Genomic DNA, 13,349 nt, shown 5'->3' on the forward strand with positions numbered 1-13,349 from the left:
TTTACGCCCGATTCTGTTGACTGTCAAGGACGCCAGGGCGTTTACTCGTCACCATGGCCAGCAGCTCGACCCGCCCCGTCCTCCGCGGCACCCCCGTCGTCCCCGGCGTCGCGCACGCCCCCGCGCTCGTGGTGCGCACCGAGGTATCGCCGGAGGCGGTCGTCCGCTTCGACGGCGCCCAGTTCGCCGACGCCGACGCCGCGCTCGCGGCGTACGACGCCGCGGCCGGCGTGGTCGCCGACGGGTTCGCCCGCAAGGCGGAGGGCGCGACCGGCGACGCCGCGCAGGTGCTGGCCGCGAGCGCCGGGCTCGCCCGCGACAAGGGGCTGCGCGGCGCGGTCCGCAAGCACCTGCGCTCCGGCGACGACCTCCTGGCGGCGGTGCACGCGGGCGTGGAGCAGTTCGTCACCGTGTTCACCGGCATGGGCGGGCTGATGGCCGAGCGGGCGACCGACCTGCGCGACATCGAGCGCCGGATCACCGCCCACCTGGTCGGCGAGCCCGAGCCCGGCGTGGGCGTCCCCGAGGCGCCGTGCGTGCTGGTCGCCGAGGACCTCGCGCCGTCCGACACCGCCGGCCTCGACCCGTCCCTGGTCAAGGCGCTGGTCACCGAGCGGGGCGGCCCGACCAGCCACACCGCGATCATCGCCCGCCAGCTCGCGATCCCGTGCGTGGTCGGCGTCGCCGACGCGATGACGATCGAGGCCGGCACCCCGCTCCTCGTCGACGGCGAGACCGGCGTCGTCGAGACCGAGCCGGAGGACGCCGGGGCCCGGGTCGCCGCGGACGCCGAGCGGCGCGCCGCCCTCGCGACCTGGACCGGTCCCGGCCGGACCGCCGACGGCGTACCCGTGAAGATCCTGGCCAACGTCGCCGACGGCCCCTCCGCCCGCGCGGCCGCCGAGGCCCCGGTGCAGGGCGTCGGGCTGTTCCGCACCGAGCTGAGCTTCCTCGACCGCAGGGACGAGCCGTCCGTCGAGGAGCAGGCCGCGATCTACGGCGAGGTGCTCGCCGCCTTCGGCGGCGAGAGGTACGTCGTGGTGCGCACCCTCGACGCCGGGTCGGACAAGCCGGTCGCCTTCGCCACGCACGAGGGCGAGGAGAACCCGGCGCTCGGCGTCCGCGGGCTGCGGCTCTCCTTCGACAACCCCGGCCTGCTGGATCGGCAGCTCGACGCGGTCGCGGCGGCCGCGACCGCCGCCGGCACCGAGGCGTGGGTGATGGCGCCGATGGTGGCGACCGTCGCCGAGGCCGAGGAGTTCGCCGAGAAGGTGCACGCGCGCGGGCTCGAGGCCGGCGTGATGGTCGAGGTGCCGAGCGCCGCGCTGCTCGCGCACCGGATGCTCCAGGTCGTCGACTTCCTCTCGATCGGCACCAACGACCTCACCCAGTACACGATGGCCGCCGACCGGATGGCCACCGACCTCGCCCACCTCACCGACCCGTGGCAGCCGGCCGTGCTCCAGCTGATCGCGATCACCGCGGAGGCCGGCCGCCAGGCCGGCAAGCCGGTCGGCGTCTGCGGCGAGGCCGCGGCCGACCCCCTGCTCGCGTGCGTGCTGGTCGGTATGGGCGTGACCTCGCTGTCGATGGCCGCGACCGCCGTCCGGCCGGTCGGCGCCCGGCTCGCCGCCACGCCGTACGACCTCTGCGAGGAGGCCGCCGAGGCCGCGCTCGCCGCCGCCGACCCGGCCGCCGCCCGCGAGGCCGTCCGCGCGCTCCTGGGCTGATGCCCGGCTGATGCTGGGCGGACGCGCGGATTGGGTGGGCGGACCTCCTGCGCGCTAGAGTTCCCAGGTTGCCTCCCGGGGCGACACGCCGTCAGAACGGCCGCGGATACAGAGAGCCTCAGGAGCACAGGGCCTGGAGCGCCGCGCACCGAGTCCGGAAGGAGCCCGCATGTCGATCGGTACCGACGCGGAGACCAAGAAGAAGATCATCGCCGAGTACGCCACGACCGAGGGCGACACCGGCTCGCCCGAGGTGCAGGTGGCTCTGCTGAGCCACCGCATCAGCCACCTCACCGAACACCTCAAGCAGCACAAGCACGACCACCACAGCCGTCGTGGCCTGCTGCTGCTCGTCGGCCAGCGCCGTCGCCTGCTGAACTACCTGCAGAAGACCGACATCGAGCGCTACCGCTCCATCGTCGAGCGCCTCGGCCTCCGCCGCTGATTACCGAGAAGGGCCCGCTCCGGTGGGCCCTTCACGTTTTCTCGCCCACGCGTGTGGGCGCTAGATTCACCAGTGAAGTACATCTGAACACCAGGAGCGACCCGCCGTTCTCGGCTCGGTCCTCGGTAGTGGCTCTCAGGATCTCGACCGGCTCGATTGCCGAAGATCCTGCGGGCCTCGATCGAAGACCGGCACTGCGCGGGACGCCGCGGATCGCTCCGCGAGCAGAACAGGGACGAACCCTTGACTGAACCCGTCATCCACGCCGTGGAGACCACCCTCGACAACGGCAAGTTCGGCAGCCGCACGATCAAGTTCGAGAGCGGGCTCCTCGCCCGCCAGGCCGCCGGCGCCGTCACCGCCTACCTCGACGACGACACCATGCTGCTGTCGGCCACCACGGCCGGCAAGCACCCCAAGGACCACTTCGACTTCTTCCCCCTGACCATCGACGTCGAGGAGCGGATGTACGCCGCGGGCAAGATCCCCGGCTCGTTCTTCCGCTCCGAGGGCCGCCCGGGCGAGGACGCGATCCTCACCTGCCGCCTGATCGACCGGCCGCTGCGCCCGACCTTCAAGAAGGGCCTGCGCAACGAGGTCCAGGTCGTCATCACCGTGATGGCGCTCGACCCCGACGCGCCGTACGACGTCCTCGCGATCAATGCCGCGTCGATGTCCACCCAGCTCTCCGGCCTGCCGTTCTCCGGCCCGGTCGGCGGCGTCCGCGTCGCCCTGATCGACGGCCAGTGGGTCGCGTTCCCGACGCACAGCCAGCTCGAGTCGGCTGTCTTCGACATGGTCGTCGCCGGCCGGGTCACCGAGACCGGCGACGTCGCGATCATGATGGTCGAGGCCGAGGCGACCGAGCGCACCATCGAGCTGGTCCACGGCGGCGCCACCGCGCCGACCGAGGAGGTCGTGGCCGGCGGCCTCGACGCCGCCAAGCCGTTCATCAAGCAGCTCGTCGAGGCCCAGCAGGAGCTGGCCAACGTCGCCGCGAAGCCGGTCCAGGAGTTCCCGATCTTCCTCGACTACGAGGACGACGTCTTCGACGCGGTCGAGGCCGCGGTGAAGTCCGACCTCGCCGCCGCGATGAAGGTCGCGGACAAGCAGGAGCGCCAGGACCGCACCGACGAGCTCAAGGACGAGGTCCTCGCGAAGCTCGCCGAGCAGTTCGAGGGCCGCGAGAAGGAGGTCGGCGCGGCGTTCCGCTCGGTCAACAAGGCGGTCGTGCGCGAGAGCATCCTGCGCGACAAGGTCCGCATCGACGGCCGCGGCCTGGCCGACATCCGCCCGCTGCACGCCGAGGTCGGCGTGATCCCGCGCGTCCACGGCTCGGCGCTGTTCGAGCGCGGCGAGACCCAGATCCTCGGCGTCACCACGCTGGACATGCTCAAGATGGAGCAGCAGCTCGACACGCTCTCCCCGGAGAAGCACCGCCGCTACATGCACAAGTACGTCTTCCCGCCGTTCTCCACCGGCGAGACCGGCCGGGTCGGCTCGCCGAAGCGCCGCGAGGTCGGCCACGGCGCGCTCGCACGCCGCGCGCTGCTGCCGGTGCTGCCCTCGCGCGAGGAGTTCCCCTACGCCATCCGCCAGCTCTCCGAGGCGATGGGCTCCAACGGCTCGACCTCGATGGGCTCGGTCTGCGCCTCGACGCTGTCGCTGCTGCAGGCCGGTGTGCCGCTCAAGGCGCCGGTCGCCGGCATCGCGATGGGCCTGGTGTCCGGCGAGATCGACGGCTCGACGCAGTACGTCGCCCTCACCGACATTCTCGGCGCCGAGGACGCGTTCGGCGACATGGACTTCAAGGTCGCCGGCACCCGCCAGTTCGTGACCGCGCTCCAGCTCGACACCAAGCTCGACGGCATCCCCGCCGAGGTGCTCGGCGCGGCGCTGCAGCAGGCGCGCGACGCCCGGATGACGATCCTCGACGTGATGGCCGAGGCCATCGACGAGCCCGAGGAGATGTCGGTCCACGCCCCGCGGATCATCACGATCAACATCCCGGTCGACAAGATCGGCGAGGTCATCGGTCCCAAGGGCAAGGTCATCAACCAGATCCAGGACGACACCGGTGCGTCGATCTCGATCGAGGACGACGGCACCATCTACATCGGCGCCACCAACGGCGAGGCCGCCGAGGCCGCCCGGTCCGCGATCAACGCGATCGCCAACCCGACGATGCCCGAGGTCGGCGAGCGCTACCTCGGCACGGTCGTGAAGACGACCAACTTCGGTGCGTTCGTCTCGCTGCTCCCGGGCAAGGACGGCCTGCTGCACATCAGCAAGCTGCGCTCGCTCGCGGGAGGTAAGCGCGTCGAGGCCGTCGAGGACGTCCTGGCCGTGGGCCAGAAGGTCCAGGTCCAGATCGCCGAGATCGACGACCGCGGCAAGCTGTCGCTGGTCCCGGTGGTCGAGGACGCCTCCGACGCCGAGGGCGCGGACGACTCCGAGTGACCCAGGCTGCACCGGTGACCCGCCAGAAGTCCGCTTCTGGCGGGTCACCGTCTTCTCCGGGGACGCGCACGCTCTTCACCGAGCGCGACACCGACGGGCAGGTGACCGCCCGCGTCCGGCGTACCGTCCTGCCCTCGGGCCTGCGCGTCATCAGCGAGCACCAGGCCGGAGTGCGCTCCGCGGCGATCGGCGTGTGGGTGGGCGTCGGCTCGCGCGACGAGTCGCCGACTCTGCACGGCTGCTCGCACTTCCTCGAGCACCTGCTCTTCAAGGGCACGGGGGAGCGGTCGGCGCTGGACATCTCGATCGCGCTGGACGCGGTCGGCGGCGAGTTCAACGCCTTCACCGCCAAGGAGTACACCTGCTTCCACGCGCGGGTCCTCGACGAGGACCTGCCGCTGGCGGTGGACGTGCTCGGCGACATGATCACCGCCTCGACGCTGCATCCCGAGGACGTCGAGGCCGAGCGCGACGTGATCCTCGACGAGATCGCGATGCACGACGACGACCCCGACGACGTCGTCCACAACCTGTTCGCGGAGCAGGCCTGGGGCGACTCGCCGCTGGGCCGCCCGATCGCCGGCACCCAGCAGTCGATCCAGGCGCTCAGTCGCGACCAGATCCGGCGCTTCTACCGGCGCCACTACCGGCCCGCGAACGTCGTCGTCGCGGCCGCCGGCAACGTCGACCACGCCGAGCTCGTACGCCGGGTGAAGAGGGCGTTCGCCCGCAACGACTGGCTCGCCGGCACCGCTGCCCCGATCGCGCCGCGCCACGGCGCCCGCAAGCGGGTCACGCCCGGTGCCATCGCGGCAGCGCGCCCGTTCGAGCAGGTCAACGTCGTGCTCGGCATGGAGGGCCTGGTCCGCGACGACCCGCGCCGGTTCGCGCTCGGCGTCCTCAACACTGCGCTCGGCGGCGGTACGTCGTCGCGGCTGTTCCAGGAGGTCCGCGAGCACCGCGGCCTCGCGTACTCCGTCTTCTCCTTCGCCTCCCACCACGCCGACTCCGGCCTGGTCGGCGTCTCCGTCGGCTGCCTGCCGAACAAGCTGGACGAGGTGCTCTCGGTCGTCCGCGACGAGCTCGCCAAGGTCGCCACCGGCGGCATCACCGCCGAGGAGCTCGCCCGCGGCAAGGGCCAGCTGCGCGGCGGACTCGTCCTCGGCCTGGAGGACTCCGCCTCCCGGATGTCGCGCCTCGGCAAGGCCGAGCTGGTCCACGACGAGCTGCTCAGCATCGACGAGGTCATGGACCGCATCGACGCCGTCACCCTCGAGGACGTCCGCTCCGTGGCCGCCCACGTCTTCGCTCGGCCCGAGATCCTCGCCGTGGTGGGTCCGAGCTGACGCCGGCCGGCTACATGGGCAGCGTGACTCAGCCGAGGATGAACGGGTCGCGGGTCGCACCGCTCGTCTCGACCCAGATGGTCTTGGTCTCGGTGTACTCGCGGACAGCCTCTTGTCCGTTCTCACGTCCAAGACCGCTACGGCCGAGCCCACCGAACGGCACGTCCGGGCCGACGCTTCGGTAGGCATTGAGCCACACCGTCCCGGCCCGGAGCCGATGCGCGACGCGGTGTGCCCGGCGGATGTCGGTGGTCCACACAGAACCAGCCAGGCCGTAGCGGGAGTCGTTGGCGAGCTCGACGGCTTCATCCTCGGAGTCGAACGGAAGGACGGCGAGCACGGGGCCGAACACCTCCTCGCAGGCGATCTCGAGCCCTGGTGTCACACCCGTGAGGATGGTCGGGCGCACGAAGTAGCCGCCCCACTCCGGATCGATACCCCCACCGGCGACAACGTGGCAGCCATCGGCACGAGCTCGGTCGATGAAGCCGATGGTCTTGGTGAACTGCGCGGCGTTCGCGAGCGGTCCCATCTCGGTCCGTGGGTCGGTCGGGTCGCCGAGCACGATCGTCCCGGCCCGTGCGGCGATCAGCTCGACGATGTCGTCGTGGATGGATCGCTCGACCAGAAGCCGGGAACCTGCCATGCACGTCTGGCCCCCCGCAGCGAAGATGCCGGAGATCACGCCGTTCGCTGCTGCCTCCACGTCAGCGTCGGCGAAGACCACTTGGGCGGACTTGCCGCCGAGCTCGAGCGTGAGTCGGGTGATGTTGTCGGCCGCGGCGTGGGCGACTGCGGTTCCCGTGGACGTGGCACCGGTGAAGGCGATCTTGTCGACGAGCGGATGTGCGGACAGGTAGCGGCCCACATCCGGCCCGTCCCCGGTCACCACGCTGAGCACGCCCGGCGGGAAGCCGGCCTCGGTGACAAGGCGAGCGAGATGGAGTGCCGAGACCGGAGCGTGCTCGCTCGGCTTGACGACCATCGCGCACCCCGCCGCGAGAGCCGGTGCCAGCTTCCAGGTCAGCAGGAGCAACGGTGAGTTCCATGGGATGATCGCGGCGATCACGCCGACCGGCTCGGGGCGGGTGTACGCGAAGAAGTTCGGCTTGTCAGTGGGGATGTAGCGTCCTTCCACCTTGTCGGCCAGTCCCGCGAAGTAGTGAAACCACTGCGGCAGGTAGGCGATCTGACCGGTCATCTCCCGCAGAAGCTTGCCGTTGTCGCGAGTCTCGGTGAGGGCCAGCTCAGTCGCATCTCGGGCGACGAGCTCGGCCAGCCGGCGCATCAGGGCCGCTCGCGCCGCGCCCGACAACGAACCCCACTCTCCGCGGAGCATCCGATGCGCACTTCGTACCGCAGCCTCGACGTCGGCCTGGCCGCCATCGGCGACCACGGCCCAGGGTTGCAGTGTGAAGGGGTCCTCGGTCGTGAAGTAACGACTCGTAGCGGGTGCGGCGCTGGCGCCGTCGACCCACAGGTCGTATGTCGGGAGGGTGGACACGGACGCTCCGTTCTCAGATTCGTGGGGTCATCGCTGGTGCGCGAGGGCGGCGCCGGGCCGAGGCCATCTCATGCGGTAGAGCCGGCCGGTCCCAGAGGCCGTGATGTAGGCGGTGCACAGGTCGGCACCGCCGAAGCAGATGTTGGTGACCAGCGGGTCGAACTCCGGCATCGTGATCTGGTCCAGGAGCTCGCCATCCGGCGCGATGACGCTGACTGCTCCCGTGATGAGCGTGCCGACGCAGACATTGCCCGCCGAGTCCACGGCCATCGAGTCGGGCAGTTGGAAGCCGCCAAAGCCGTGCAGCAGTCGTCCGCCAGCCGGGCCGGGGCCGGCGGTGTCGATGATGCCGGGGGCCAGCACCGGCCACCACCAGATACGGCCGGGTGTGGTCTCGGCGACGTACAGCCGATCGCCGCTGGGCGAGAGGGCGATGCCGTTCGGCTGGAGCATCGGGTGGAGGACCTCGCGGATCCCGTCGCCTCCGGTCCGCGCGTAGTAGACGCCACCCAGGTCGGCATCTCGCGCTCGTTCCTTCCCGAGATCGGTGAACCAGATGCCACCGTGCCCGTCGAGGACGAGATCGTTGGGTCCTCGAAGCGGGTGGTCGTTGCAGGCCGAGTAGAGCGTCTCGACCGTGCCATCAGGAGAGACCATCTCGATCCGACCGCCCGAGTAGTCCACCGGTTGCCGTCCGGGGGCGAGGATCCCCTCGTGCTTGGACCAGGACAGGCCGCCGTTGTTGCAGACGACCAGGCGTCCGTCGGACAGGGCGGCGGCGCCGTTGGGGCCACCGCCGGTAGCCGCTAGGACGGATCTACTCCCGTCCTGCGCGACGCGGGTCAACCTGCCCGCCGCGACCTCCACGACCACCACCGCGCCGTCCGCCAGGACGACCGGCCCTTCGGGAAACTCCAATCCCTCGGCCACCAGCTCCAGGTGAGTCACCGTGCCTCCTCGTCGTTTGTGCGCGCGGCCCTGGACCGGGCCAGTGAAGCATCGAGAGGCCGCTTCGAGGCCACAAATTGCTGCCGCTCAGTGGTGGGTATGGTGCTGCGCCGCTGGTCGATGCGGACGCGAAATCGACGGTCACTGAGTGGCAGATCCGCGTTGACGTGATGACGATCACGACGGAAACAATGCTCGCACATCCCAGGTCCCGAGGCCGCTGCTCTCGCAGCCAGCGCCCTCCGTGTGACCCATCCAGAAGGAGATACGCCATGTCACGAGCCACCGCCGGACGATCGTCGTTGGCCCGTCTCGGGGCAGCCGTCGCGGCTGTCAGCTGTCTTGCCGTCGTGGCTGCCTGCTCGACACCGGCCGGGAAGGAGAAGGCCGAGGCGCCGGTGAACTCGGACAATCCCGACGTCGTCGCCGCAACGGCCGTGTTGAAGCGGGCCAACGAAGAGTTGGTCGTCGGCCCTGCTGAGGGACCGGTGGCGCCCTCGGACCTGCGAGCCATCTCGAAGGACGACTTCAACGTCTACCCGTGGAGTGGCGCGGCCGAGGGCAAGAAGATCTTCATTGCCTCCGGAAGTTCGACGGTGCCCGCTATCGTGCACCAGGTGAACCTCGCGACCACGTGGTTCGAGGCGTTGGGCTTCGAGGTCAAGAGCGCGGCCGGCAACTTCACCCCTGCCGAAGACCAGCGAGTCATGAACGAAGCACTCAAGTGGAATCCCGATGCGATCTACGACGTGTCGGTGCTTCCGGCCAGCATCGGCCCACAGTTGGCCGAGGCGAAGGATCGTGGCATCCCGGTCGTCTACTCGGTCGGTACGCCGAACAACACACCAGGTGAGTTCGCGGCGTGGGTCTCGCAGTCGACGAACCTGTCGCAAGCGCTCTTCGCGGCGCAGTTGATCGTGCAGTCCGGTGGCGACGCGAATGTGATGTGGGTCGCGGCACCGCTCTTCAAGGAGATCGAGACCGACGTCGGCATGCAGTACATGAAGGAGAACTGTGCGGACTGTACCGTCGACAGCTTCGATGCCACCGACCAGCTGTACACGCCCGTGGCGATGGCGAGCATGACGACCTCGCTGATCCGGTCGAACCCCGACCTGGACTACCTTGCGCTTCCTGCCGCCTGCGTCCCGGTCTCCGCGGCCGTCGAGGCCGCACGGCAACTGGGCGACGTCGACGTGCAGGCGACCGGTTGTCCCGCGTCCGCCGCGGCGCTGATCAACAGCGGCGATCTCTACGGGGCCACGGGAATCGTCGAACCGATGTCGGTACTCCAGGCGATGGACCAGCTGCTCCGCATCCTCGACGGCGAGGATCCCCTTCCCGCTGAGGAGACCGGTCCGGCGGCGTTCTACTTCGACGCCGGAACGATCCCGGACTCGAACCTCGATGGCAACTTCGGGCCGATCGACCGGTGGGCGCTGTCCAAGTTCGACTACCTTGCGCCGTACGAGGAGGCGTGGGGAGTCAACCTGCGCGCGGCGATCGAGGCCGAGGACTGACGGGTGGTGACAACCACTGGTGACACGCTCGGGTCTGGTGTCTCGGCTCGGACCCGAGCGTGCCCCATCCCCGCCATCGAGGCGACCGGCGTGAGCAAGATCTACGGGCCGACAGTCGCGTTGGTCGACGCTCGACTGCGCGTGGAGCCGGGAACCATCCACGGCCTGCTCGGGGAGAACGGCGCCGGCAAGTCGACGCTGGTGCGCATCCTCGCCGGTGTCGAACGTGCCGATGGCGGAAGCGTGCACGTGCTCGGCGAGGATCCCCATGGTGGGGCGAGCCGGCCCCGGGCATTCATCCACCAGGACCTCGGGCTCTTCCCGACCATGTCCGTGGCAAGCAACATGGCGTTGGGAAACCAGTTCGAGCGGCGCTTCGGATTGATCTCCGACAGCCAGACGGAGCACCGAGCGGCGGAGACTCTGGCCCGGCTGGAGATGAAGATCAGTCCACGATCGCTCGTTGGCGAGCTGACGCTGGCCGACCAGACCGCTGTCGCCATCGCTCGTGCGCTCCACAGCGGCGTCGAGCTGATCGTGCTCGACGAGCCGACGGCCTACCTCGATGCGGACCAGGTCCGGGGCGTGATGCGCATCCTCACGCGACTGCGCAGCGAAAGCGTCGCGTGTCTACTCATCACCCACCGGGCGAACGACGTACTCGAGACCTGTGACGAGGTCACCGTTCTGCGCGACGGCGAGACAGTGGCCGCGCGTCCGGTCGCTGGGCTGACCTCGAACGAGCTGGTCCGGATCATCAGCGGGCACGAGCCCACGACCTCGGTCCGATCGACGGCGCGGACCGAGCGTCGTCCCGTGCTCGAAGTGACGGGCCTGCGGGCCGCTTCGACCGAGCCGGTCGACTTCGAGGTGGGGGAGGGGGAGATAGTCGCGCTCTGCGGCCTGGCCGATGCGGGCACTCGTACGGTTGCGCGGGCGCTGTTCGGCATCGAACCCGCGACGTCCGGCGCCATCGCCGTCGACGGTACAGCGGTGACGATCGACTCCCCGGCAAGTGCGATCCGGGCCGGCATCGCGAGCGTACCGCTGGACCGCCGCCGTGAGGGGATCGCAGCCAACCTCAGCGTGCGGGAGAACCTGTTCATGAAGCCGGAGGGAAGGCGTTGGACGCCGATCCGGATCCGGTGGGAGCGGCTTCGTGCGCGCGACCTGATGCGGCGCTTCCTCGCCGTGCCGGTTGAGCCCGAGCGTCCCATGAGCACGTTCAGCGGTGGCAATCAGCAGAAGGCTGTCATCGCGAAGTGGTGGAACGTGCAGCCGAAGCTGCTGATCCTCAACGAACCCACGGCGGGCGTGGATCTCGCGGCAAAGGCCGACATCCACGCCCTCCTGCGGGAGTACAGCGAGGAGCACGGACTGGCCGTGCTCCTGGTCAGCTCAGACTTCGGCGAGATCGCCGACGTCGCCGACCGTGTCTACGTGATGCGGCACGGTCGGATCATCAAGCATGTCGAATCGGCCGAGTGCGACGCGCGCGAACTCGTGGCACTGGCCTATGGAGAGGAGCTCGGATGAGTCTCGACCAGTACGCCCGGGGCGCGGCCGGCCGATCCAGACGGCCTGCTGCCGAGACGGGTGGAGCGGGCGCCCGCGCCCTGGAGATCGGTGGACGCTACGGTCTGCTCATCCTGCTGGTGGCCGTGGTCGTCCTGTTCTCGTTGTGGATCCCCGAGAGCTTCTTCTCCTGGGACAACTTTCGCGGGACGCTCAGCCAGCAGGCGATCATCTTGATGGTGGCGTTCGGTGTGATGCTCCCGCTCTGCGTCGACGAGTTCGACCTATCCGTTGGCGCGAACGCCGGGTTCGCCAGCGTGTTCTGCGTCGGATTCGCCGTTCTCCAGGGCCTGCCGACGTGGGCCAGCCTCGTGCTTCCAATACTGATCTCGACGGGCATTGGGCTCGTCAACGGTCTGATCGTGACCAAGCTCAAGGTCATGTCGTTCGTCGCGACCCTGGGAGCCGCGACCGCGTTGCTCGGGTTCGCGCAGCTCTACACCGACCTCCAGGAGCTCCGTGGAGCACCGGACTCCCTGACCAACATCGGGCGCACCGAGATCGCCGGTCTCCCGGTCCCCACGGTCGTCGCACTGATCACGGCCGCGGTGCTCATCGTCGTCCTCCAACTCCTTCCCGTGGGGCGCGAGATGGACGCGATCGGAGCCAACCGCGAGGCTGCTCGACTCAGCGGGATCCGTGTCGATCTGACGATCGTCGCGGTCTTCGCGGGCGCGGGTCTCATCGTCGGGGTCGGTGGCGCTCTCTACGGGGCGAACCTCGGAGCGGCGAGCACGACGACCGGATCCACTCTGCTGCTCCCGGCCTTCGCCGGCGCCTTCCTCGGCTCGACGACCATCCGTCCCGGGCAGTTCAACGTCCTCGGGACGCTCATCGGCGTGTTCCTGCTCGCCTTCACGGTCTCTGGTCTGCAGCAGGTCGGCGTCCCCGTGTGGATCGAGTCGGTGGTGCCCGGCATCGCCTTGATCGTCGCCGTAGCGACCTCGACCTGGGCAATCCGGGCCCGCACCGCGCGACTCCGCGATGCGCAGCTCCGCTCTCTGACCGTCGAGAACGAGCGCGCCGAGCAGGCGGCGTGACGACCCCCGGCGCCGGACAGCTGGCCGGCAAGGTCGCGGTCGTGACAGGAGGATCCCGGGGTATCGGGGCGGCGATCGTCCGGCGGCTGTTGTCGGAGGGCGCCGACCTGGTCTTCACCCACCCCGGCGGCGAGGTCGACCACGAAGCGGCGGCTGGCGTGACTGCGTCGATCGCCGCCGCCGGCAGACGAGCGCGGGCAATCGTCTGCGACCAGGGGAGCCCGGCATCGGTGACATCGATGATCGTCGACGTCGCCGCCGCCGAGGGGCGTGTCGACATCCTGGTGGTCAACGCGGGCATAGCCGTCAACGGCGTGATCGACGACCCGTACCGCGACGAGGCCGCCTTCGAACGGCAGGTCGCGGTGAACCTCCTCGGTGTCGTGGCCACCGTCAGGGCGGCTCTCCCGCTCGTCCCTGACGGAGGTCGGATCATCTCCATTGCGTCGAACGGCGCGATCCGGGTGCCGATCCCGGGGCTCTCTGACTACTGCGGCACCAAGGCCGCCGTCGTGGGTCACTCTCGGGGGTGGGCTCGCGATCTCGGGCCGCGCGGCATCACGGTCAACGCCGTCCTACCTGGCCCGACGGCAACCGACATGAACCCGGCCGACGGAGAGCACGCGGCGCTGCTGACGCCGTACATCGCGCTCGGCCGCTACGGCCGGCCGGAGGAGGTCGCTGGCGCGGTCGCCTTCCTGGCGGGACCCGACGCATCGTTCGTCACCGGGAGCACGGTCGTGGTCGACGGCGGCGTCAGCGCCTGAACACCCCGATCGCG

At 69.8% G+C, this 13,349-nt stretch carries 10 protein-coding genes; 8 read left to right on the top strand and 2 right to left on the bottom strand.

What is annotated here, in order from left to right:
* The first annotated feature begins 53 nt into the window (after positions 1-53).
* From ptsP to ACYVKX_RS04470, 4 genes are all read left to right on the top strand, one after another.
* A complete protein-coding gene (gene ptsP / locus ACYVKX_RS04455) occupies positions 54-1,730 on the top strand; it encodes a phosphoenolpyruvate--protein phosphotransferase (protein ID WP_460829399.1) in 1,677 nt (558 codons plus the stop codon).
* A gap of 169 nt (positions 1,731-1,899) precedes the next feature.
* Complete coding sequence (rpsO, locus tag ACYVKX_RS04460) at positions 1,900-2,175, top strand: 30S ribosomal protein S15 (protein WP_460829401.1); 276 nt, start codon at positions 1,900-1,902, stop codon at positions 2,173-2,175.
* 243 nt (positions 2,176-2,418) lie between these two features.
* A complete protein-coding gene (locus ACYVKX_RS04465) occupies positions 2,419-4,635 on the top strand; it encodes a polyribonucleotide nucleotidyltransferase (protein WP_460829402.1) in 2,217 nt (738 codons plus the stop codon).
* Positions 4,636-4,649: 14 nt separating this feature from the next.
* The gene (locus ACYVKX_RS04470; protein WP_460829403.1) at positions 4,650-5,981 is read left to right on the top strand and encodes a M16 family metallopeptidase; all 1,332 of its coding nucleotides are present in this window, start codon (positions 4,650-4,652) and stop codon (positions 5,979-5,981) included.
* Between the two features lie 28 nt (positions 5,982-6,009).
* Here the strand turns inward: ACYVKX_RS04470 and ACYVKX_RS04475 are convergent, their stop codons facing one another.
* Positions 6,010-7,485 carry an aldehyde dehydrogenase gene (locus ACYVKX_RS04475; RefSeq protein ID WP_460829404.1) on the bottom strand — a complete coding sequence of 492 codons (1,476 nt, stop codon included), beginning with the start codon at positions 7,483-7,485 and terminating at the stop codon, positions 6,010-6,012.
* Positions 7,486-7,512: 27 nt separating this feature from the next.
* On the bottom strand, positions 7,513-8,433 hold the full coding sequence (locus ACYVKX_RS04480; protein WP_460829405.1) for an SMP-30/gluconolactonase/LRE family protein: 921 nt from the start codon (positions 8,431-8,433) through the stop codon (positions 7,513-7,515).
* 77 nt (positions 8,434-8,510) lie between these two features.
* Between ACYVKX_RS04480 and ACYVKX_RS04485 the strand changes: the two genes are divergently transcribed.
* The 4 genes from ACYVKX_RS04485 to ACYVKX_RS04500 all read left to right on the top strand — a co-directional run bounded on the left by ACYVKX_RS04485 (position 8,511) and on the right by ACYVKX_RS04500 (position 13,335).
* Entirely contained in the window at positions 8,511-9,953 is a 1,443-nt protein-coding gene (locus tag ACYVKX_RS04485) for a substrate-binding domain-containing protein (protein WP_460829406.1), read from the top strand.
* 90 nt (positions 9,954-10,043) lie between these two features.
* Positions 10,044-11,489, top strand: coding sequence for a sugar ABC transporter ATP-binding protein (locus tag ACYVKX_RS04490; RefSeq protein ID WP_460829408.1), 1,446 nt, complete (start codon positions 10,044-10,046; stop codon positions 11,487-11,489).
* The gene (locus tag ACYVKX_RS04495) at positions 11,486-12,568 is read left to right on the top strand and encodes an ABC transporter permease (protein ID WP_460829409.1); all 1,083 of its coding nucleotides are present in this window, start codon (positions 11,486-11,488) and stop codon (positions 12,566-12,568) included. The genes ACYVKX_RS04490 and ACYVKX_RS04495 overlap by 4 nt, the downstream gene beginning before the upstream one ends.
* Entirely contained in the window at positions 12,565-13,335 is a 771-nt protein-coding gene (locus ACYVKX_RS04500; protein WP_460829411.1) for an SDR family NAD(P)-dependent oxidoreductase, read from the top strand. Before ACYVKX_RS04495 ends, ACYVKX_RS04500 begins: the two co-directional genes overlap by 4 nt.
* The last annotated feature ends 14 nt before the right edge of the window (positions 13,336-13,349 follow it).

The organism is Nocardioides hungaricus (genome assembly GCF_054782915.1).